Annotated in this window: 17 protein-coding genes; 7 read left to right on the top strand and 10 right to left on the bottom strand. The window is 62.3% G+C overall.

From position 1 onward, the window contains the following. Positions 1–124 precede the first annotated feature (124 nt). The 3 genes from OKC30_RS12240 to nrdD all read right to left on the bottom strand — a co-directional run bounded on the left by OKC30_RS12240 (position 125) and on the right by nrdD (position 3099). Positions 125–295 carry a YqaE/Pmp3 family membrane protein gene (locus tag OKC30_RS12240; RefSeq protein ID WP_010673454.1) on the bottom strand — a complete coding sequence of 57 codons (171 nt, stop codon included), beginning with the start codon at positions 293–295 and terminating at the stop codon, positions 125–127. A gap of 63 nt (positions 296–358) precedes the next feature. Further along, positions 359–868, bottom strand: a complete 510-nt coding sequence (gene nrdG, locus OKC30_RS12235) for an anaerobic ribonucleoside-triphosphate reductase-activating protein (RefSeq protein ID WP_160838379.1) — start codon at positions 866–868, stop codon at positions 359–361. 113 nt (positions 869–981) lie between these two features. Beyond that, entirely contained in the window at positions 982–3099 is a 2118-nt protein-coding gene (nrdD, locus tag OKC30_RS12230) for an anaerobic ribonucleoside-triphosphate reductase (RefSeq protein WP_160838381.1), read from the bottom strand. A 432-nt stretch (positions 3100–3531) separates the two neighbouring features. On the opposite strand from nrdD, the gene OKC30_RS12225 reads away from it, so the two are divergent. Continuing rightward, positions 3532–4506: an ABC transporter substrate-binding protein gene (locus tag OKC30_RS12225; RefSeq protein WP_270664235.1), complete on the top strand. Its 975-nt coding sequence runs from the start codon at positions 3532–3534 to the stop codon at positions 4504–4506. Positions 4507–4563: 57 nt separating this feature from the next. Here OKC30_RS12225 and ligA read toward each other — a convergent pair whose 3' ends face one another. The 3 genes from ligA to OKC30_RS12210 all read right to left on the bottom strand — a co-directional run bounded on the left by ligA (position 4564) and on the right by OKC30_RS12210 (position 11190). Continuing rightward, a complete protein-coding gene (ligA, locus tag OKC30_RS12220; RefSeq protein WP_160838383.1) occupies positions 4564–6570 on the bottom strand; it encodes an NAD-dependent DNA ligase LigA in 2007 nt (668 codons plus the stop codon). A 99-nt stretch (positions 6571–6669) separates the two neighbouring features. Then, the gene (zipA, locus tag OKC30_RS12215; protein WP_270664227.1) at positions 6670–7800 is read right to left on the bottom strand and encodes a cell division protein ZipA; all 1131 of its coding nucleotides are present in this window, start codon (positions 7798–7800) and stop codon (positions 6670–6672) included. A gap of 15 nt (positions 7801–7815) precedes the next feature. Continuing rightward, on the bottom strand, positions 7816–11190 hold the full coding sequence (locus tag OKC30_RS12210; RefSeq protein ID WP_160838387.1) for an AAA family ATPase: 3375 nt from the start codon (positions 11188–11190) through the stop codon (positions 7816–7818). Between the two features lie 110 nt (positions 11191–11300). Between OKC30_RS12210 and cysZ the strand changes: the two genes are divergently transcribed. After that, positions 11301–12065 carry a sulfate transporter CysZ gene (cysZ, locus tag OKC30_RS12205; RefSeq protein WP_010673447.1) on the top strand — a complete coding sequence of 255 codons (765 nt, stop codon included), beginning with the start codon at positions 11301–11303 and terminating at the stop codon, positions 12063–12065. 134 nt (positions 12066–12199) lie between these two features. Next, positions 12200–12814 (top strand): trimeric intracellular cation channel family protein, encoded by a 615-nt coding sequence (locus OKC30_RS12200; RefSeq protein ID WP_270664225.1) that lies wholly within the window; start codon positions 12200–12202, stop codon positions 12812–12814. 94 nt (positions 12815–12908) lie between these two features. Here OKC30_RS12200 and OKC30_RS12195 read toward each other — a convergent pair whose 3' ends face one another. The 4 genes from OKC30_RS12195 to OKC30_RS12180 all read right to left on the bottom strand — a co-directional run bounded on the left by OKC30_RS12195 (position 12909) and on the right by OKC30_RS12180 (position 16516). Further along, positions 12909–13160: a hypothetical protein gene (locus OKC30_RS12195; RefSeq protein ID WP_010673445.1), complete on the bottom strand. Its 252-nt coding sequence runs from the start codon at positions 13158–13160 to the stop codon at positions 12909–12911. Positions 13161–13263: 103 nt separating this feature from the next. After that, on the bottom strand, positions 13264–13809 hold the full coding sequence (locus OKC30_RS12190) for a DUF882 domain-containing protein (RefSeq protein WP_160838391.1): 546 nt from the start codon (positions 13807–13809) through the stop codon (positions 13264–13266). Between the two features lie 366 nt (positions 13810–14175). Beyond that, a complete protein-coding gene (locus tag OKC30_RS12185; RefSeq protein WP_049636288.1) occupies positions 14176–15657 on the bottom strand; it encodes a L,D-transpeptidase family protein in 1482 nt (493 codons plus the stop codon). A gap of 91 nt (positions 15658–15748) precedes the next feature. Then, positions 15749–16516 (bottom strand): substrate-binding periplasmic protein, encoded by a 768-nt coding sequence (locus OKC30_RS12180; RefSeq protein ID WP_069651724.1) that lies wholly within the window; start codon positions 16514–16516, stop codon positions 15749–15751. Between the two features lie 309 nt (positions 16517–16825). On the opposite strand from OKC30_RS12180, the gene OKC30_RS12175 reads away from it, so the two are divergent. Genes OKC30_RS12175 through OKC30_RS12160 form a run of 4 tightly spaced genes read left to right on the top strand, consistent with a single transcriptional unit; the run spans position 16826 to position 20021 of the window. After that, positions 16826–17371, top strand: a complete 546-nt coding sequence (locus OKC30_RS12175) for a hypothetical protein (protein ID WP_010673441.1) — start codon at positions 16826–16828, stop codon at positions 17369–17371. Between the two features lie 57 nt (positions 17372–17428). Further along, on the top strand, positions 17429–18487 hold the full coding sequence (locus OKC30_RS12170) for a glycosyltransferase family 2 protein (protein ID WP_103244441.1): 1059 nt from the start codon (positions 17429–17431) through the stop codon (positions 18485–18487). Further along, on the top strand, positions 18484–18855 hold the full coding sequence (locus OKC30_RS12165) for a GtrA family protein (RefSeq protein WP_103244440.1): 372 nt from the start codon (positions 18484–18486) through the stop codon (positions 18853–18855). Before OKC30_RS12170 ends, OKC30_RS12165 begins: the two co-directional genes overlap by 4 nt. Further along, positions 18855–20021, top strand: coding sequence for a membrane protein (locus OKC30_RS12160; protein WP_029313951.1), 1167 nt, complete (start codon positions 18855–18857; stop codon positions 20019–20021). The genes OKC30_RS12165 and OKC30_RS12160 overlap by 1 nt, the downstream gene beginning before the upstream one ends. Positions 20022–20144 lie beyond the last annotated feature (123 nt).

The following is a 20144-nucleotide window of genomic DNA, read 5'->3' as shown; positions in this document are numbered from 1 at the left end:
GCGTATCCATGATGAAGGTCCTCGCGGTGATGACCTACTTCCAGATTAGCCTTCCAACACATAATTGGGACAGCGCCAAAAAAAAAGCCAACCCCGGAGGGCTGGCCTTGTGATCTCTCACGGCTCATGCGCGCTTGTCGCTTACCACCAGCCAGAGGGCATGAACCATGCCGGGCAGACCGCCCAGCAGGGTCAGCACTATGTTGATGAGGAAATGGAGGCTGAAGCCTACCTGGATAAAGGCGCAGACCGGGGGGAGAAAGATGGCCAGCAGGATCTTGAGCAGATTGTTCATCTCATGGTTCCTCATGAAAGATGTCTCGTGATTCGGATGGGCTAACCATAAACATCCCTGGCCTCAACTGCAAACCAGACAGGGGATCCGCTCCCCTCCTTCCCGCCAGGCGTTGAGGTCGTGAACCATCTGATTGCTGCTGCCGCGCCAGAGCAGACCGGGATCCGCCAGCTCTTTTTCAAACTTGCCGTCCACCAGCACGTCCAGCAAGGCCACCAGCTCGCGCTGGGCCGGGCTGAGCTCTGCCAGCAGATAGCCGGTCCAGCACCAGATGTCCTTGCCCGGGCACTCGGCCCGCACCCGCTTCACCAGCGCCAGCACATGCGGCACGTTGGCGGGGTGGAGCGGATCGCCGCCGGAGAGCGACAGTCCGCGCCGCTTGATGCGGCTGTCGTTGAGATCGTGAATGATGCGATCGCTCATCGCCTCATCGAACGGCTTGCCCCCATCGAGCCGCCAGGTGCTCTGGTTGTAGCAACCGGGGCACTGGTGCTCGCAACCCGACACGAACAAGGTGGCGCGGGTGCCGGGACCGTTGATCACATCGACCGGGTAGTACTGGTGGTAGTGCATTCGAGTTCTCCGGGTTAACGGCCAACCCCCTCCCAACCTCCCCCTTCGAAAGGGGGAGGAGCTTCTTTGCCCCCTCCCCTGCCAAGGGGAGGGCTAGGGTGGGGTCTGCCCGCTTACATATGCTTGACGCGGCGTTTGACCTCTTCCTGCTTGCCCGCGTTGAAGGGGCGCGCATCCGGGCTGCCGAGATAGCCGCACACCCGGCGGGTCACCGACACCTTGGCCGGGTCGTGGTTGCCGCAATGCGGGCAGGTGAAGCCCTTGGAGGTGCACTCGAACTCGCCGGTGAAGCCGCAGTCGTAGCACTCGTCGATGGGGGTGTTGGTGCCGTAATAGGGCACCTTGTCATAGCTGTAGTCCCAGACGTTCTCCAGCGCCTCCAGGTTGTGCTGGATGTTGGGGTACTCGCCGTAGCAGATGAAGCCGCCGCTGGCGATGGGCGGATAGGGCGCCTCGAAGTCCAGCTTGTCGTAGGGGTTCACCTGCTTCTCCACGTCCAGGTGGAAGCTGTTGGTGTAGTAGCCCTTGTCGGTCACCCCGGCCACCACGCCAAACTCCTTGGCATCGATGCGGCAGAAACGGGTGCAGAGGTTCTCGCTCGGGGTGGAGTAGAGGCTGAAGCCGTAGCCGGTCTCCTCCTTCCACTCGTCGGTGGCCGCCTTGAGCCGCGCGATGATGGCGATGGCCTTCTGGCGCAGGGTCTCGCTGTCGAACAGGTGGACGTCGGTGCCATAGAGGGCGTTGATGGTCTCGTGTACCCCGATGTAACCCAGCGAAATGGAGGCGCGGCCATGTTTGAAGATCTCGCTGATGTTGTCATCAGCCTTGAGGCGCACACCGCAGGCCCCCTCCATGTAGAGGATGGGTGCGACCCGGGCCTTGACCCCGTCCAGGCGCTTGATGCGGTACATGAGCGCTGTCTTGGCCACCCGCAGGGCGGCATCCAGTTTGTCCCAGAAGTCCGCTTCATCGCGGGATTTCAGGGCAATGCGCGGCAAGTTGAGGCTCACGACCCCCAAGTTGTTGCGCCCCTCGTGGACCAGCTCGCCATTCTCCTCGTAGGCACCGAGGAAGGAGCGGCACCCCATGGGGGTCTTGAAGGAGCCGGTCACTTTGACCACCTGGTCGTGGTTGAGGATGTCCGGGTACATCCGCTTGGAGGCGCACTCCAGCGCCAGCTGCTTGATGTCGTAGTTGGGATCCCCCTGCTTGTGGTTCAGGCCATCCTTGATGGCGAACACCAGTTTCGGGAAGACGGCGGTCTTCCTGTTCTTGCCAAGGCCGGCGATGCGGTTGCCAAGGATGGCACGCTGGATGAGGCGCGATTCCCAGCTGTCCCCCAGGCCAAAGCCGAAGGTGACGAACGGCGTCTGACCGTTGGCGGTGTGCAGGGTATTGACCTCGTATTCGAGGGACTGGAAGGCGTCGTGGCACTCCTTCTCGGTGCGGGCCATGGCATAGGCATCCACGTCCCTGATCCCCCACTCCTCGGCCACCTCCCGATGCTTGTGCCAGCTGATGGTCACATAGGGTGCCAGCACCTCGTCGATGCGGTTGATGGTGGTGCCGCCATAGATGTGGCTCGCCACCTGGGCGATGATCTGGGCGGTTACCGCAGTGGCGGTGCTGATGGATTTGGGAGTGTCTATCTCCGCGTTGCCCATCTTGAAGCCGTGAGTCAGCATCCCCTGCAGATCGATCAGCATGCAGTTGAACATGGGGAAGAAGGGTGAGTAGTCGAGATCGTGGAAGTGCAGGTCGCCGCTCTCGTGGGCCTGCACCACGTCACGGGGCAGCATGTGACTGATGGCGTAATGCTTGGCGACAATGCCCGCCAGCAGGTCACGCTGGGTCGGGATCACCTTGGAGTCCTTGTTGGCGTTCTCGTTGAGCAGGGCCGCGTTGGTCTGCTCCACCAGGCCGCGGATCTCCTGGGCCAGGCGACCCCGGGCCTCGCGGGCCTGATCCCGGTCGTGACGGTATTCGATGTAGGCACGGGCGATGGCCTTGTCGTCGGAGGCCATCAGGTGGTTCTCGACCCGGTTCTGGATCTCGTGGATGTCTACCTCCCCTCGCCCCTCCAGCTCCTGGCTGACAGCGGCGGCAATGCGCTCTGCCAGCGCCGGACTGGCCTGATTGACCGCTGCCGCCGCCCGGCTGACCGCATCGCGAATCAGTTGGCCATTGAATGGTGCACGACATCCATCGCGTTTGATCACTACCGGTTTCATCGATTTTCCCCGTATTGAAAGACCTGGTGGCCACCCTCGGCTCACCCTCGTTGAGTCCCCTTCTCCACGCCCGTCCCCGGCGCAAACAAGGTCAGCCAAGGCTTGAAACACCTGGGCTGACACTGAGAGGGCGACCACTTATGCACAGCTTTATGACACTATATATGGGTGTTTTTTTTATGCTTACCCCTATATGTGGGGTCTATTAGGCACCAAAGCGGTACCCTGTTTCTTGATCCAGAACAGGTTTTGGAAGGAGTGGGGCAGTTCACAGCCAGCGCCAAAAGAGGCTATCTCTGTGCATCCCAGACGGGGGGCGGGCTGGCGCCCGATGGCAGGCCGCAGGGGAGGATGGCACCATCTGGCAACAATTGACCGAGGCAACCAGCAGCCGGAACGCACATAATGGGTGCAGTGTTCTGCCCATGGAAGATGAACGTGACCAAGGTGTTGCCCCTGTTGGCCCTTTTCCCGCTCCAGCTGCTGGCCGCCGAGATCCTGGTGATCAGCAGCTACCACCAGACCAATCTGTGGGATCAGAGCTACAGCGCCGGCCTGCAGCAATACCTCAAGGGGGAGCACCACATCAGCCACCTCTATCTGGATACCAAGCGTCAACCCCATCAGGATCCAGAGCGGCTCGTCAGCCAGGGAATGGCGGCCTATCAGGCGCGCAAGCCGGCGCTGGTAGTGCTCGGCGATGACAACGCCATCAACGCCCTCGCCCGTCCCATCGCCGCCCTGGGCACCCCTGTGGTGTTTCTCGGCATGAACGAGAACCCGCGCCCCAAGGGGCTGGTCGGCCACCCCCTGATAACCGGCGTGCTGGAGCGCCCCCTGCTCAAGCGCAACATCAGCGAGATGAGCCAGCTGATGGGCGGCATCAGCAAGTCGCTGGTGCTGTTTGACGAGAGCGAGGTGTCCCGCACCGCCGTCGAGGACGAGTTCAAGGCCCGCAGCGAGCTGCGGGTCGGCCAGACCCGGGTGAGCAGCCGGCAATTCACCGACTACCGGCGCTGGCAGGAGGCGGTGCTCACCAGCCAGCAGAACGGCTATCAGGCTCTCTTCCTCGGCCTCTATCACACCCTCATCGACGAGCAGGGCAGGCATGTGGACGAGCAGCAGGTGCTGGCGTGGACCAGCTCCCACAACACGGTGCCCCTGTTCGGCTTCTGGGAGTTTGCGGTGGGGCCGGGCCGCACCATAGGCGGCCTGGTGCTCGATGGTCGCACCCAGGGAGAGAAGGCGGCCGAGCTGGCCAATGCCATACTGGCGGGCACGGCGCCGGGGGCCCTCTCCCCCCGCGCCGCCTTGCGCGGGGAATACCTGTTCAGCAAGAGCGAACTGGCACGCTGGCACCTGACGGCTCCCGATGCCTGGCAGGACAAGGTGAGCTACATCGAGTGAGCCCACCAACGACAAACCCGGCCAGTGGGCCGGGTTTGTCTGCTCAAACGTGCATTCTCAGGGCTGAATGGCCGCCTGCAACTCGGCTTCGGTCCAGATGGTGATCCCCAGCTCCTGGGCCTTGGCGAGCTTGGAGCCTGCCGCCTCCCCCGCCACCAGCACGTCGGTCTTGGCCGACACCGAGCCCGCCACCTTGGCTCCCAGGGCCTGCAGCGCCGCCTTGGCGTCGTTGCGGGACAAGGCGGTGAGGGTGCCGGTCAGCACGAAAGTCTTGCCGGCAAAGGGCTGATCGCTTGCCTCTTTCTTCTCGATGACCGGCCAATGGATACCGGCGGCCAGCAGGGCGTCGAGCACTTCGATGTTGTGGGGCTGGCGCAGGAAGTAGTAGACGTGCTTGGCCACTATGTCTCCCACGTCGGCCACTTCCAGCAACTGCTCCACCGAGGCGGCGCGCAGGGCATCCAGGGTGAGGAAGTGGTTGGCGAGGTTCAAGGCGGTCGCCTCCCCTACTTCGCGGATCCCCAGGGCAAACAGGAAGCGGGGCAGGGTGGTGCTGCGGGCGGCATCGATGGCGGCCACCAGGTTGAGGGCCGATTTTTGCCCCATCCGATCGAGCCCGGCCAGCTGGATGGCGTTGAGGCTGAACAGGTCCGCCGGGGTCTTCACCAGCCCCTTGTCCACCAGCTGCTCCACTATCTTGTCGCCAAGGCCATCCACATCCATGGCGCGACGCGCCGCGAAGTGCTTGATGGCGGCCGCCCGCTGGGCCTCGCAGAAGAGACCGCCGGAACAGCGGGCCACGGCCTCCCCTTCCAGCCGCTCCACCGCCGAGCCGCACACCGGGCACTCGGTCGGGAAGAGGATCGCGCGGGCATCCGCCGGGCGCTGCGCCTCCACCACAGCCACGACCTGGGGGATCACGTCCCCGGCCCGGCGCACGATCACGGTGTCGCCGATCATGACGCCAAGGCGCGCGATCTCGTCCGCATTGTGCAGGGTAGCGTTGGAAACGGTGACGCCGCCGACAAACACCGGCTTAAGCTTGGCCACCGGGGTGATGGCACCGGTGCGGCCCACCTGGAACTCGACGTTCTCAAGCGCCGTCATCTCCTCTTCTGCCGGGAACTTGTGGGCAGTGGCCCAGCGCGGCGCGCGGGCAACGAAACCGAGCTCCCCTTGCAGGGCGATGTCATCCACCTTGTAGACCACGCCGTCGATCTCGTAGGGGAGATCCCCGCGGCGCACCAGGATATCATCGTGAAACGCCTGGCAGCCGGCGGCACCCTCTTTGAGCTTCACTTCCGGGCTGAGCGGCAGACCCCAGGCCTTGAGCTGATTGAGGCGACCGAAGTGAGACTCCCCCAGCTCGTCGCCACCGACTCCCACGCCGTAGGCATAGAAGCTGAGGGGGCGGCTGGCGGTGATGCGTGAATCGAGCTGGCGCAGGCTGCCGGCAGCGGCGTTGCGCGGGTTGACGAACACCTTCTCCCCCGCCGCCAGTGCATCGCGGTTCATCGCCTCGAACCCCGCCTTGGGCATGAAGACCTCCCCACGCACCTCCAGCCGCGCCGGCCACCCCTGGCCGCGCAGGGTCAGAGGAATGGCCTTGATGGTGCGCACGTTCTCGGTGATCTCCTCCCCCGTGGTGCCGTCCCCGCGAGTGGCGGCCTGTACCAGCTGGCCATCCACGTAGAGCAGGCTCACCGCCAGACCGTCGAGCTTGGGCTCGCAACAGAAGGTGAAAGTCACCTCCCGCTTGAGGCGATCACCCATGCGTTGCTCGAACGCCTGCAACTCCTCGCTGCTGAAGACGTTGTCCAGACTCAGCATGGGGATCTCGTGGCGTACCTGCTTGAAGGCGGTCAGCGGCTGGCCCCCCACCCTCACGCTCGGCGAGGCCGGGGTTTTGAGCTCTGGATGCTCGGCCTCCAGCGCGATCAGCTCGCGCATCAGGCGATCGTATTCGGCGTCCGGCACCGTGGGGTTGTCCAGCACATAGTACTGATGGCCGTACTCGGTCAGCAGCTCACACAGTTGACGGTGGCGGGAGAGGATATCGCTCATGAAAAAGTCTCGAAGTGTGATGGAACATTCAGTCTGGGGCAGAAACAAAAATGCGGCACCGGGGTACCGCACTTTTCATTATTCAAGCCCCATGGCGCATCAGTCGCGGCTGGCCTCGTAGGCCGCCAGCTCGTGACGGTAGCGGGCGATGTCGTCGTCGCTGAGGGGACTGCGCGAGGCGTCGGTCAGCATGGCATCGAGATCGCTCGCGAGCTGATCCGCGGCCTGCAACATGTGCTCGAAGGCGAAGGCGGCATTGCTGCGAAGGGGCAGTTGCATGAAGAGGGACACACCCGGGGTGCTGAACTGCTCCATGCGATAGGGGTTGAAGGTACCCGGCTTGACCATGTTGATCATGGAGAAGAGCACCTCCCCCTTGCCGCCCAGATCTTCGTGACGGTGGAAGATGTCCATCTCGCCAAACTTGAAGCCCAGCGCCAGAAGGGAAGAGAGCAGAGTCGCACCTTGCAGATCGTGGCCGGGACGGGCCATCAGGTTGATGACATAGACATCCTGCCAGATCTTCTCGACCGGGGCCGGAGCGGGTTCTGGCTCGGCTGCGTGAACCAGCTCTTCATAGGCTGGCTCGTCATCGTAAGCGGGTTCTTCATAAGCCGGCTGGGCGTAGCGGGGAGCCTGCTGGGCAACCGGTGCCGGCTCGCGTGCACCGAAGGTCGGCGCCTGGGCATAGGCCGGCTCCACCAGCGGCTCTTCGTCCAGCGGCTGCATCATGGGCTCGCGCTGCGGACGGGAACGGTGTACCGGCGTACGGCGGATCACCTGTGCAGGTTTGCGCACCGGCACGGCAGGGGCCTCTTCAACAGGGGCGGCAACCGGCTCGTCATAGTCCTCTTCTTCCTCATACACAGGCTGAGGGGGGACAGGGCGAGCGGCAGGCTTGCGCACCACGGGAGGCGGCAGATCGGCGTCGTCATCTTCATCATCGAAGGCGGGAACGGGGGCGACACGGCGGGGTTCGGGCTGACGGGCCTCGTCGCTGCGCAGTTTGGGCTCGGCACGACGGCCACCGCTCACCACACGCACCTGACCGATGCCATCGCTGTCGAAGGCGTCGTTGTCACGCTCACGGGACTTGGACTCCATCCGACCCAGAGGTTTCTCCTTGATCGGTGCCTGACGATTCTTTCTGTTGCTCCACAACCCGTGAATGAGCAATGCCGCGATGGCAATACCGCCCAGGGCAACCAAGATGTAACGCAATTCCTGCATTAGCTGCTTCTCTTTCTAGTTTTGCTCAGCCAAAGCGACGGCTTCACCGATATCGACCGACACTATGCGCGAAACCCCGGGCTCTTGCATCGTGACGCCAACCAGCTGCTCGGCCATCTCCATGGAGACCTTATTATGACTGATGTAAACGAACTGTACTGTGCTCGACATCTCTTTGACAAGAGAACAGAAGCGACCGACGTTCACTTCATCGAGCGGTGCATCCACCTCATCCAGCAGACAAAATGGTGCTGGATTGAGTCTGAAGATGGCGAAAACCAGCGCAAGGGCGGTTAACGCCTTCTCCCCCCCGGAAAGCAGGGCAATGGTAGCATTCTTCTTGCCCGGAGGTCTTGCCATGATGCTCACTCCGGCCTCCAAAAGATCATCCGAGGTCAGCTCAAGCCAGGCACTGCCCCCCCCGAACACTTTTGGGAACAGGGATTTTAAATCTTCATTGACCTTATCGAAAGTGTCGCGGAAGCGTATTTGTGTTTCTTTATCAATTCTTTTAATGGCTTGGCTCAAGGTGTCGAGGGCCTGCTCCAGATCCTGGCACTGATTTTCCAGGTAGCTTGAACGGGTTTTCGCCTCCTCATACTCCTCCAGTGCCGCCAGGTTGATGGCGCCAAGCGCCTCCACCTGCGCCTCCAGCGTCTGGATCTCCTGGCGCAGCTTGCCGCGATCAGCGGCAATCAGCACCGCCTGATCGAGGTCCACCAGGCGCACGCCCAGCTCTTCGAACTGCTCGTGCAGTCCCTGCCGGCGCGTCAGGTTGCGCTCGCGCTCGAGCCGCAGGGTCGCCAGCTTCTCCTGAATTTTCACCAGTTGCTTGTGATCGGTGCTTCTGGCCTGCTCCAGCTCGGTCAGCTGACGATCCAGCTCTGCGAGCCGTTGGTGACAGGCCAGTTGCTGCGCCTCAAGATTGCGCTGTTCGACCAGCAGGGGCGACAGATCCTGACTCGGAGCGGCCCCTGGCTCCTTGAGTTCCGCCAGCTCCAGGCCGAGACGGGCCAGCTCCTGCTCGCGCAGCGTGATGAGCTGGCGCTGGTTCTGCTGTTCCAGTTGCAACCGCTGGCAGGCCGCCTGCTGCTGCTCCCGGCGAAGGCGCACCTCTTCCAGCGCCCGCTCCGCCCCGCTCACCTGCTCCTGGGCGAGCAGCAGCGCCTCGGCGAGTACCTCCCCCTGCTCCTGCAGCTCGCCAAGGGCCGCTTCATCCTGCTCAAGCCGCTCCCCGGCCGACGCCAGCCGCTGCGCCTCCTCAGCCTGCTCCTTGTCGAGCCGGGCCAGCTCTTCCCCCAGCTGGCCCAGGCGCTGCAAGCGCTCCTGGCGCTGCCCCTCGCGCAGACTCCAGGCTTCGCGCAGTTGCTGCCACCGCAGCTCCTGCTCGCGCAGGGTGTGCTGAGCCAGCTCATAGGCACTGTGCAGCTGGGCCCGCGCTGCATCGGCGGCGGCAAGCTGCTCGTCGAGTCTGTGCAGCGCCTCCCGACCCGCGGCCAGCTCGGTGTGCAGCCGCTCACGCTCACCGAGCAGCGCCAGCGTACCGAGGGCCATGCCCTCCCCCAGATCCGCCCAGTTGGGGCCGAACCAGTCGCCGGCGGGAGTGAGCAGCGACTCACCGGCAGAGAGGCTGTGCAGGCGGGACAGCGCCTCCTCCCTGCTCTCTGCCAGCCAGATGGCATTGAGGAAAGCCGGAATGTGCTCGCCCCCCAGTTGCGCCGCCAGGGTACCGGCCCTGGCTGGCTGGGCCGGGCCAATCCAGAGTCCGGGTTGCGCCAGGTTGCACTCGTCCGCCGGGATTGCGGTGAGCCAGCGGCCGAGCACCTTGTCCAGCCCCCGGGCCCACTCGGGGGGAACCTGCAACCGATCCGCCAGGGTCGCGCCCGCCATCTGCTCCCCCAGGATCTGATCCAGGGTGGCGAGGCGCGCCTCCAGCTCGCGCAGCAGGCCCTGCTGGCGACCCTGCTCTGCCTTGAGTGCTTCATGGCGCGACACACCGGCCTGCCACGCTGCATCGGCTTCCTCATGGCGGGCGCGGGAGAGCGAGAGTTCCGCCGCCAGGGCATCGAGCGCCGGTTGCAGGTTCTCCCCCTCCCCGCCAAGGGGCCCGGCCTGTTCGTCTTCCAGCTTGAGGCGGGCAAGCCGGGTCTTGGCCTGCAGCTCCTGCAGGCCATTCACCTCGGCGCGGGTCTGGTTGAGCCGCCCCTGCAACTGGCCCAGCTGCTGCTGCCACTGCTGCTGACGCTGGCGCGCCTGCTCGAGCCGATCGCCCGCTACCGCACGCACGCTCTGCTGGTCGGTGAGCAACTGCTCACACTGCTCGAGGCGCGCCGACGCCACCTCCCCCTGCAACGCGCTGTCGCCCAGTTGCTCCAGCTGGCCGGCCAACTGGGCCTTGAGACCGTCGATACGCTCGCCGAGGGACTGCCGCCTCGCCTGCCAGTCACGACCGAGTTCGTTCTGGTGCAATTGCTGCTGCTCGAGGCGGGCGATGGCTTGCCCGCCGAGAAAAATCTGTTGCTGGCGGCTGGCCTGCTCGGCCTGCGCCTCCTGGCGGGCCACCGACAGAGCGACGTGGCGTCCTTCGTCTGCGGTGCGCTTGGCATCGAGGGCCGCCAGCGCCTGTTCAGTCTGGGCCAGTTCGGTCTTGGCTTCGCCAAGACGCGTCTCCAGCGCCCACAGTTCCGAGCCGATCAGTTCGCTGCGGGCCGCGCGACTGCGACTCTTGAGCTGCTTGTAGCGCTCGGCGGTCTCGGCCTGGGCCTTGAGGTGCTCGAGGCGTGAGCCCAGTTCGCCGCGGATGTCGCCAAGGCGTTCCAGGTTCTCCTGGGTATGGCGGATGCGCTGCTCGGTCTCCCGGCGCCGCTCCTTGTAGCGGGAGACTCCGGCGGCCTCTTCCATGAACAGCTTGAGATCGGCGGGGCGGGACTCCACCAGCCGGCTGACGGTGCCCTGTTCGATGATGGCGTAACTGCGGGGCCCAAGGCCGGTGCCGAGGAAGAGGTCGGTCACATCCTTGCGGCGGCACTTCTGGCCGTTGATCTGGTAGTGATTGGAGCCGTCGCGCAGCACTTCGCGGCGCACCGAGATCTCGGTAAAGCGGCCGAACTCGCCGGGTACCCGGTTGTGGGGATTGTCGAACACCAGCTCCACCGAGGCGCGGCCATGGGCGCTGCGGTTGATGGAGCCGTTGAAGATGACGTCGGTCATGTTCTCGCCGCGCAGATGGCGGGCGGAGCTCTCCCCCAGCACCCAGCGCACGGCGTCGATGACGTTGGATTTGCCGCAGCCGTTGGGGCCCACCACGGCGGTCATGTCGGCGTTGAGTTCGATGCGGGTCGGCTCGACAAACGACTTGAAACCGGCGAGTTTGATCAATTTCAGACGCATGGCGGCCTATGTGGGTAACGAAATAAAGAGGAGGCGGGCAGGCGACTTTACCAAATCAAAGGCTTGTTTGTAATATGCTGGCACTTTCCCCATTCACTGATGGAGCTCACATGAGCCAATCACCCCACATGGTCAAAGATTCGGTCAGCGGTGCAGACTACTTCCTGCGCGGCTTCTCACTCATTCGCCAGCCCGGCATCCGCACCTTCGTGCTGATCCCCCTGCTGGTCAACTTCGTGCTCTTTGCCGGTGCCTTCTACGCCCTGTTGCTACAACTGGACGGCCTATTCGCCTGGCTGCACCAGCAGATCCCGAGCTGGCTCTCCTGGCTTGATTACCTGCTCTGGCCCATCGCCCTCATCACCATACTGGTGGTCTTCTCCTTCATCTTCAGTTCGGTGGCCAACTGGATAGCAGCCCCTTTCAACGGCCTGCTGGCAGAGAAGGTGGAACAGATCCTCACCGGTGAAGCCATGAATGACACCGGCATGCTGGATGTGGTGAAAGACGTGCCCCGTACCTTCGGCCGCGAATGGACCAAGCTGAAATACTATCTGCCCAAGGCCATCGGCTGCCTGATCCTCTTCCTGATCCCGGTAGTGGGCCAGACCCTGGCACCCGTGCTCTGGTTCCTGCTCAGCGCCTGGATGATGGCGATCCAGTATGTCGATTATCCGTTCGACAACCACAAGATCGGCTTCATCACCATGCGCGACGCCCTCAAGCAGCGTCGTGGAAAGTGCCTGAGCTTCGGCGCCCTGGTGACCCTCTTCTCCGCCATCCCGGTGGTGAATCTCTTCGTGATGCCGGTGGCCATCTGTGGCGCCACCGCCATGTGGGTGGACCAATACCGCAGCGAGCAACTTGGACGCTGAACCGCGTCATCATGATCAAAAGAGGGGGCGAAAGCCCCCTTTTCATTACTTAATCTAATGCATAACCAAGATAGCTTGTCGCCCCAGCGCAGGATTGTTAGGATGCGGGGCTTTCTCGCACCCTGGGATATCTCATGTTACATGCACTCTTCTTGCTCGGCCTGGTGGCCGAAGGGATGACTGGCGCGCTGGCAGCGGGTCGGCGACGGATGGATCTGTTTGGCGTCGTGATCATCGCCTCGGCGACGGCCATCGGTGGCGGTACCATTCGGAATGTGCTGCTGGGCCACTATCCCCTGCTCTGGGTCGAGCACCCCGAATACGTGCTGCTGGTGGCGGGCGCCGCCATGGCCGGGGTCATCTCGGCCCCGCTGATGCGCTACCTTGGCAAGCTGTTCCTGGCGCTCGATGCCCTGGGGCTCGTGGTCTTCTCCATCTTCGGGGCTGCCCGGGCGCTCGAGATGGGCCACGGGGCCGGCATCGCCTGCATCATGGCCGTGGTGACCGGCGTGTTCGGGGGGGTACTGCGGGACTTGCTGTGCCAGCGTATCCCGCTGGTGTTCAAGCGCGAGCTCTATGCTGCCGTCTCGCTGATCACCGCCGCGCTCTACTGCTTTGCGCTGCACCATGGGCTGCCCAACGACTGGGCCGCTTTCGGTGCCATCGGCATCGGCTTCGTGCTGCGGCTCCTGGCGGTACGCTTCAAGTGGGGACTGCCCACCTTCAACTATCAGTATGCCACCCATTGAACACGCCAGTTCCTGGCCATATCGCACGGATAACGAGCAACAAAAAAGCGCCATACGGCGCTTTTTTGTTGGGCATCGGCAAGAGAGTAAAGGGTCAGTTGATCCCTTCCGAGCTGAAGAAGGTCGCCTTGTCGGCGATGAAACGCACCTTGATGTTCTTGCCTTCCCCTCCCCAGACACAGCTCGTGGTGCCGAGAGCATCGTCGCAACGCTCGGCCTTGCCGAGGATGGCACTCGCTTCGGCATAGCTCATCCCGACTTTCAGCTTGTCGTAGCTCTCGCGGTTGAGCTTGCCGCAACCAGTCAACAACAGGGCGATGAGCCCCCCGATCACAATCTGCTTCATCTTTCTCTCCTCTGGCTGGAGTCCAGAGCCTAGCAGCTTGGTCCCCCTCAATGCCAGCGGCAAAAAGACACAATCGGCACTCAACCCTTGAGGAAATCCCGACTCACCAGCTGCGAATGGGGCCCGTATCCAGGTGCACGAAGTTGTCGGAAGGGTAATAACCCACACCGCCCACCTTGAGGTTCAGGGCGGCCTTGCGCAGGTGTGCCAATTGCACGCCGGGGATGCGCACGTCAACCGCCTGCCCCAGGGTGTGGTAGCTGTGCTTGGCGACGCCGCGACTCTTGCGCCGCTTCTGCTGATTGGTGGTCGGGGAGCGATAACCCGAGATGAGCTGGATTTCGCCGTGGCGTCCCAACTTGTGTTGCAGCAGAAAGAGCTGATCGAACAGCTTTCTGTCGATGTTGAACACTTCGTTGCGACGGTAGTCACGGAAAATATGGTTGAGCTCCGCCAGCCCGTCGCTCAAATAGTGGCCATCTTCCCAATAACTGGCGCGTACCCGCTCGCCGGTATTGAGGTTGAAGAAACTCAGTTCCCGTCCCAAAGTGCTGCGGCTCGCCAGCGCAGGGAACGACAGCAAGCTGGTCCCCATCAGGCAACCCGCCCCCAGCAGCAGACGGCGTCGGCTTATCTCTTGTCCCAGCATCCGTTGTCCGTCCATCTCATGGTGAAGTCACACAGGTGAATGAATTTGATACAAGGGCCGAAACTACCTGCCAGAAAAAGCGCTGTCAAACCCCATTCACCCATGAAAAAGCCCGGCACGGGCCGCAATGCTGTTCACTTAAGAGAATTTGAGTTCCAGTCCACGTAGTATCAGGACAAAAAAGCGAGGGAGGCATGATGCCTCCCTCTTTCTATTGCAAGCCCCGCTGGATAAAGGCTGGAGGAAGATCGACTGGACACAGCCTTGCCCCCTCAACTCAAATCCAATTTATGAATAATCAGTCAAAAAAGTGCTTATCTGAACAGCATTGCGGCACGGGCCGGGCTTTTCACTCTGTGGCGAGGATCACAGCAAGCGGCTTTGATAGCTGACTCTGTCGAATCCGTAGATATCGTTGCGCAGTTGCTGACGTCCCTCTTCATCAATCCAGCTGCTCCAGTAGACGGTAAACACCGGGATAGGGTTGCTCAGGGGCAGCCACTTGGTCTGGGTCTCTTTCAGGATGCTGGCCACCTTGTCCGGCTGATAGCGGGAGTCCGCCAGCAGCAACTCTGCCAGATCGTCGGCGTGTTCCACCCGGATGCAACCCGAGCTGAAGGCACGGGCCCCCTGCTCGAACAGCGCCTTGCGCGGGGTGGAGTGGAGATAGATGGCATCGTTGTTGGGCAGATAGAACTTGTAGCGACCCAGGGCATTGTGATCCCCCGGCTTTTGCCGCAACCGGTAAGGGAAACCCGAGGCCAGCGCATGGTGCCAGCCATCTTCGCTGAACTGCACCGGATTGCCCTCGCCGTCGATCACCTCGAACTGTTCGCGATCCAGGTAGGCAGGATCGCGCCCGAGCTTGGGCAGAATGTCCTTGCTCAGGATGGAGCGCGGCACGTGCCAGGCCGGGTTCAGCACGATGGAGCGGATCTCGCTGGCGAGGATGGGGGTTGCCCGCTGCTCCTTGCCGACGATGACCCGACTGGTGAAGACCTCGCTGCCAGACTCCACCACGCTCAGGCGGTAGTCCGGGATGTTGACCAGCACATAGCGACCGGCAAGGTGATCCACCAGATCACGGCGCCACAGGTTGCGAACCAGCAGGCTGGCGCGCACCTCGGGGCCGGTATTGAGCCAGCTGCGGGTCTGACGGCCGATGATGCCGTCGGCGGTCAGGCCGTGGCGGCGCTGGAACTGCTTGATGGCCTGTTCGGTCTCGGGATCGTAGAGGCTGTCCTGGTGAGTCGGGGCACTGTCCCCCAGTTCGTTCAGGATGGAGCGGATCTGGCCGAGCTCGGTCGAGCTCTCCCCCGCCCTCAGGGTCGGCATGGAGAGGGTGGGCCAGTGCTTGGCCATGGGCATCGCCAGCAGCTTGCGCACTTCTTCGCGCACGGCGTCGTATTCCGCCACCTGTGGCCTGAGTTGCCTGACCTGCTCCAGCAGATTGTCTCCCTGGGGAGCATGGACCAGGGGGCGGTTCAGATCCAGCTTGAGGGTCTGCATCTGTTCGCGCGCGACCAGATCCATCCCTCGCCAGGCCTGCTGGAACCGGGCCAGCTTGCCAAAGGCCTCATCGTAGAGGGCACCGCGCCGATCCGCCGGGGTCTTTTGCAACTGCTGCCAGAGGCGGTAGAAATCCGGATGCAGCTGGGCCAACACCGCTTCCTGCAACTGCTGTTCAAGCTCATGACGAGCCTGCTCGGCCACCTCGTTCTGATACCAGTCATGCTGGATGCTGGGACTGGCCACTACCGCCTGTTCCGTGCTGGCATGAACCATGCTGGCCGGCCAGCAGCCCAGCCAGATGAGATTCGCCAATGCCAACCAATACTTCTTACCCATGCTTCTTACCACGCTTGCCTCAAATCGGTTCATTTCGGCCTGTCAGGCGCGACGGTCAGGTCCCCATGATGCGTGAATGCTGGCGACTTTGCTAGCGGACGGAGGTGTAACGACGCCAGATGAGTTCCTGCTCCCCGCTGTCACCGACGGCCACTATCGCCTCGTTGAACCGCGCTACGAATTCCCCGGACAGGGTCTTCTTGCTCAACATGAAAAAGGTGGGCGTCTCATGGATCGCCATGGTGTGGGGGACGACCGCGTCCGACAGCCCCTCTCTCTTCAGACCCCAGGGCGTGGCCAGACTATCCCCGAGAAAACCGTCTATCCGCCCAAGCAGCAGCTTGCGATAGTTTTGCACATCGTTGACCTCGCTCACCTGGTTGCGGTATCGCTGCAGAACCTTGGTGATTTCCGGGCCGTAATAGTAGTCCCTAGTCACACCGAGGCGATGCCCGTGGGCCAGCCAGCTCGCCAGATCCGACTCCTCACCGGTACCGGATTTGCGTACCCAGAGCGATGTCCGGCCCGGGTTGTAGGGGATGGAGAACCAGGCATAACGCGCCCTCTCATCAGCAAAATACGCCTCCATCACGATGTCCAGCCGACCCCGCTCAAGATCGTGCAACCCCCGCTTCCAGGGACGCTCCACATAGACCAGACGACAACCCAGCCGATTCGACACGGCATTGAGGTAGTCGACCGCAAATCCACGCAGTTCCCGACGAGCTCCCTCTTGCTGGTAATAGTGGTATGGGGGCCAGTCATCGAAACCGACGCGAAGAGGGGAGGAGCAGAACGATTGCGCCCACAACGGTTGGAGGGGCAGACAGCAGAGCACACACAGAGAGAAGAGTCTCATGGGTCATCCTTGACGACGGGACAGGCCATCTTAATTCTGCCCGGGTGAAATGGCGACAGATCCTGCCACAACAAAGCACAATATCAGCCGTTTGCCTGATGCGCCCCAGGTGGCGGCAGACAGGTTGGCGCCGAAAAAGCCACAATCAAGAAGAGGAAGCAAACGACCCCAAAGCCCCTTGGTAAGCAGGGTGATTGAGGGTTAATATGTGAGCAAATATATTTTTGTGATCCACTATGCTTTTTTTGCAATTGGATTAGCATATGCGCGAAATCTGCCTATCAATCTGTCGGGCGTCGAGTGAGTAATATGACCTACAAAAAGTTCGGTTTTCTGGCTGCCATCCTGGCACTGAGCGGTTTCTACCTTTATACCCTCTATCTGGCCGCTCACCCCAACGTGAGCCTGGCTTACAAGCTCTATTACCTGGAAGGCAAGACCCGTTTCTGGGAGCACAACTCCAGCATGACCTACCAGCCCGGCAACGAACTCAACCTGACCAAGCCGAGCCGCTTCCTCTCAAGCGAAGGCTGGGCCAAGAAGCCCAGCGAGCAAGGTACCGAGCTGAGCGGTCAGGGCGGTCTCTATTTCGTGCTGCCCAAGCAGCAGGCCCAGCCTGAGCAGCTCACCATCCAGGCCAGGATCAACAGCCCCCAGGCTGGCGCCCTGCTCAAGGTGGCGCTGGGTCATGATTTCACCACCACGGTCAAGCTGGCCAAGGCGGGCATCAACGAGATCCGCCTCAGCCTGCCGGGCGACTCCCTGACCGCCGATCCCAAGCGTCCCAACTTCCTGGCGCTCTCCGCCCCGACACCGCTCAACGTCCAGTCCGTGCGACTGACCGTGGCTCAGTGAAGCGGAATGCCCCAAGTATCTGTTCCGTAAAATAATTCTTTCAATAAGGAAGTTCCCATGTCCCGTGCCGATTTTCGACTCTCTCTGGTCGTTCCCGTTTACAACGAGGAAGAGAGCATAGACGCCTTCATCAGCGCGATAGATACCGAACTGGCCCCGCTCAAAGACCAGCTTGAAATCGTGTTCGTCAACGATGGCAGCCGTGACCGCACCCGTGAGGTGGTCGAGCAGGCCATCGCCCGGGATCCCCGTGTGACCCTGGTCAACCTGGCCCGCAACTTCGGCAAGGAAGCGGCCATGACCGCCGGCCTGCACCAGGCCAAGGGCGACGCCATCGTCCCCATGGACGTGGACCTGCAGGATCCCCCCTCTCTCATTCTGGAGTTCGTCAAGCTGTGGCAGACCGGCGACTATGACACCGTCTACGGCATCCGGGTGGATCGCAGCGCCGACACCCCGATGAAACGCCTCACCGCCGGTGGCTTCTACCGCTTCTTCAACGCCCTCTCCACCAGCACCAAGCTGCCGGAGAACGCCGGTGACTTCCGCCTCATCGATCGCAAGGTGGTCGAGGCCATCAAGCAGTTGCCGGAGCGCAACCGCTTCATGAAGGGGCTGTTCGCCTGGGCCGGTTTTCGCGCCGTCGGCGTTCCCTACGAGCGCCCGGCCCGCCATGCCGGCGAAACCAAGTTCAACTACTGGAAGCTGTGGAACTTCGCCCTTGACGGCCTGATGAGCTTCTCCAGCTGGCCGCTGCGGGTGTGGAGCTACATCGGGGTCGGTGTCTCCTTCATCGCCTTCCTCTATATCCTCAAGATCATCACCCAGGTGCTCTTCTTCGGCATCGACGTGCCCGGTTACGCCTCCCTGATGTCGGTTATGCTGTTCCTCGGCGGCATCCAGCTGCTGTCGCTGGGCATCATCGGCGAGTACATCGGCCGCATGTTCGTCGAGGTGAAACAGCGCCCCGTCTACCTCATCGAAGGGGTCTACGGCCAGTACGCCAAACAGGATGAAGAGCAGAAGCAGGAAGTGCCCACCACCAGCAAGAAGATCGCTGGCAAGAAGGCCGCCGCGAAAGCCGCTGATGATCAGCAGGAGCAGGCGTCTCAATGATCTCCCGCGAGGAATTCTGGCGGCTGGTTCGCTTCGGTTTTGTCGGCGGGGGGGCCACCCTCGTCGATCTGGGTACCTCCATCGCCCTGTTTCATACCTGGCCGGCCATCTCCGAGCACCTGGTCACGACCCTGGCCTTTGCCGTGGCGTTCTGGTTCTCGTTCTTCGGCCATCGCTACATCACCTTCCAGAAACAAGGTGCCGCCAGCAAGTTCCTGCTGGTTGCCCTCTTCTCTCTGGCGGTGCGTAACCTCATCCTGAGCGGTTTGCTGTTTGCGGGTCTTTCCGGTCTGTTGCCGGTGGTGATCGCCACCCTGACCGTCACCATGCTCACCTACGTTCTCTCCCGTATCTGGGTTTTTGCCTGATGAATGATATGACCAATACCGCCCCGTCAACCGGGGCTGCACTCCCCTATCGCCCGTCACTGCGCATCAGCGGCCGCGACTGGCTGATGATTGTCGCCGCCTTTGTGCTGAGCCGGGTGGCGCTCTATGGCATGGGCTATTTCGGCGTCCAGCTCTATGGCGCCACCGACATCGGGCCGCTGCAGGCCTACTGCCAGTTCGACTGCGTCTGGTTCCAGCGCATCATCGAGAATGGTTACGACCTCTATCCACGCTGGTTGAGCAAGGGCAATGCGGCGAACTGGGCCTTCATGCCCCTCTATCCCATGCTGGCCGGCGGTCTCTCCAGCCTGTTTGACATGGAGAGCCTCATCGGCCTGATGCTGGTGGCCAACATCGCCTTCTTCATCAGCTTGCCCCTGATGCTGCTGGTGCTGCGCCAGCTCAAGCTGGGGGACGACACCGCCCGCTTCGGGGTCTGGCTGCTGGCCTTCTCCCCCTTCTCTGCCTATTTCGTCTCCGGTTATACCGAGCCCATGTTCATGGCCTTGATGCTGGGAATGTTCCTGTTCGCCTACCGCGAACAGTGGCTCATGGTCGCCTTCCTCGGCATTTTCATCTCCGCCACCCGCAACCTGGGGGTGATGATGGTGTTCCCGGTGCTGATCCTGGCCCTGCAGGCCTACGGCTGGCGCGAGTTCTTCCGCTTCACAGAGCGGGCCTTCAAGGTGGTGTTCACCCTCTGGCTCATTCCCCTCGGCCTCTTCTCCTACATGGTCTATCTCTATCACCTCACCGGGGATGCCCTGGCCTTCAAGCACATCCAGGTGGCCTGGGGCCGCTATATGGACAGCCCACTGGACTGGTGGCTGAGCGGCTTCGAGCTGGGGGGGCGCAAGGCCTATCTCTCCATCATGGTGATCTTCGGCTGGTGCCTGAATGGCTACCTGTTCAGCCAGAAACGCTGGGCCGAAGCGACCCTGATGTTCATCTGCTGCACCATCCCCCTGATGACCGGACTCAACGCCATGCCCCGCTACATGTTCGGCCTCTATCCGACCCTGCTGGCCATCGTGCTGCTGGCCCATCGCTGGCCCGCCATCCGCCCTGCGGTGCTCTGCATCAGCGGCATGGTTGCCTCCTTCATCGCGGTGGCCTTCGTCAACTTCAAGTTCTTCACCGTGTGACGCCACCCCGAATGCCTACAAGCCGGTCAACTGACCGGCTTTTTTCAGGTTCTTCGCGGGATCTTGGGGAAGTGGAAGTTGACAGACAGGGTGCTGGTAAACTGGCTGTCTCCAAACACACCA

The sequence above is a fragment of the Aeromonas sp. QDB18 genome (genome assembly GCF_027705325.1).
GTDB classification, from domain to species: domain Bacteria; phylum Pseudomonadota; class Gammaproteobacteria; order Enterobacterales; family Aeromonadaceae; genus Aeromonas; species Aeromonas caviae.
Note: the sequence above shows the minus strand (reverse complement) of the source record. Positions and strands in the feature narration are given on the sequence as shown.

Coding starts and splice junctions, on each gene's coding strand:
- OKC30_RS12240 (WP_010673454.1), bottom strand. CDS start 295: ATGAACAATCTGCTCAAGATCCTGCTGGCCATCTTTCTCCCCCCGGTC.
- nrdG (WP_160838379.1), bottom strand. CDS start 868: ATGCACTACCACCAGTACTACCCGGTCGATGTGATCAACGGTCCCGGC.
- nrdD (WP_160838381.1), bottom strand. CDS start 3,099: ATGAAACCGGTAGTGATCAAACGCGATGGATGTCGTGCACCATTCAAT.
- OKC30_RS12225 (WP_270664235.1), top strand. CDS start 3,532: ATGAACGTGACCAAGGTGTTGCCCCTGTTGGCCCTTTTCCCGCTCCAG.
- ligA (WP_160838383.1), bottom strand. CDS start 6,570: ATGAGCGATATCCTCTCCCGCCACCGTCAACTGTGTGAGCTGCTGACC.
- zipA (WP_270664227.1), bottom strand. CDS start 7,800: ATGCAGGAATTGCGTTACATCTTGGTTGCCCTGGGCGGTATTGCCATC.
- OKC30_RS12210 (WP_160838387.1), bottom strand. CDS start 11,190: ATGCGTCTGAAATTGATCAAACTCGCCGGTTTCAAGTCGTTTGTCGAG.
- cysZ (WP_010673447.1), top strand. CDS start 11,301: ATGAGCCAATCACCCCACATGGTCAAAGATTCGGTCAGCGGTGCAGAC.
- OKC30_RS12200 (WP_270664225.1), top strand. CDS start 12,200: ATGTTACATGCACTCTTCTTGCTCGGCCTGGTGGCCGAAGGGATGACT.
- OKC30_RS12195 (WP_010673445.1), bottom strand. CDS start 13,160: ATGAAGCAGATTGTGATCGGGGGGCTCATCGCCCTGTTGTTGACTGGT.
- OKC30_RS12190 (WP_160838391.1), bottom strand. CDS start 13,809: ATGCTGGGACAAGAGATAAGCCGACGCCGTCTGCTGCTGGGGGCGGGT.
- OKC30_RS12185 (WP_049636288.1), bottom strand. CDS start 15,657: ATGGGTAAGAAGTATTGGTTGGCATTGGCGAATCTCATCTGGCTGGGC.
- OKC30_RS12180 (WP_069651724.1), bottom strand. CDS start 16,516: ATGAGACTCTTCTCTCTGTGTGTGCTCTGCTGTCTGCCCCTCCAACCG.
- OKC30_RS12175 (WP_010673441.1), top strand. CDS start 16,826: ATGACCTACAAAAAGTTCGGTTTTCTGGCTGCCATCCTGGCACTGAGC.
- OKC30_RS12170 (WP_103244441.1), top strand. CDS start 17,429: ATGTCCCGTGCCGATTTTCGACTCTCTCTGGTCGTTCCCGTTTACAAC.
- OKC30_RS12165 (WP_103244440.1), top strand. CDS start 18,484: ATGATCTCCCGCGAGGAATTCTGGCGGCTGGTTCGCTTCGGTTTTGTC.
- OKC30_RS12160 (WP_029313951.1), top strand. CDS start 18,855: ATGAATGATATGACCAATACCGCCCCGTCAACCGGGGCTGCACTCCCC.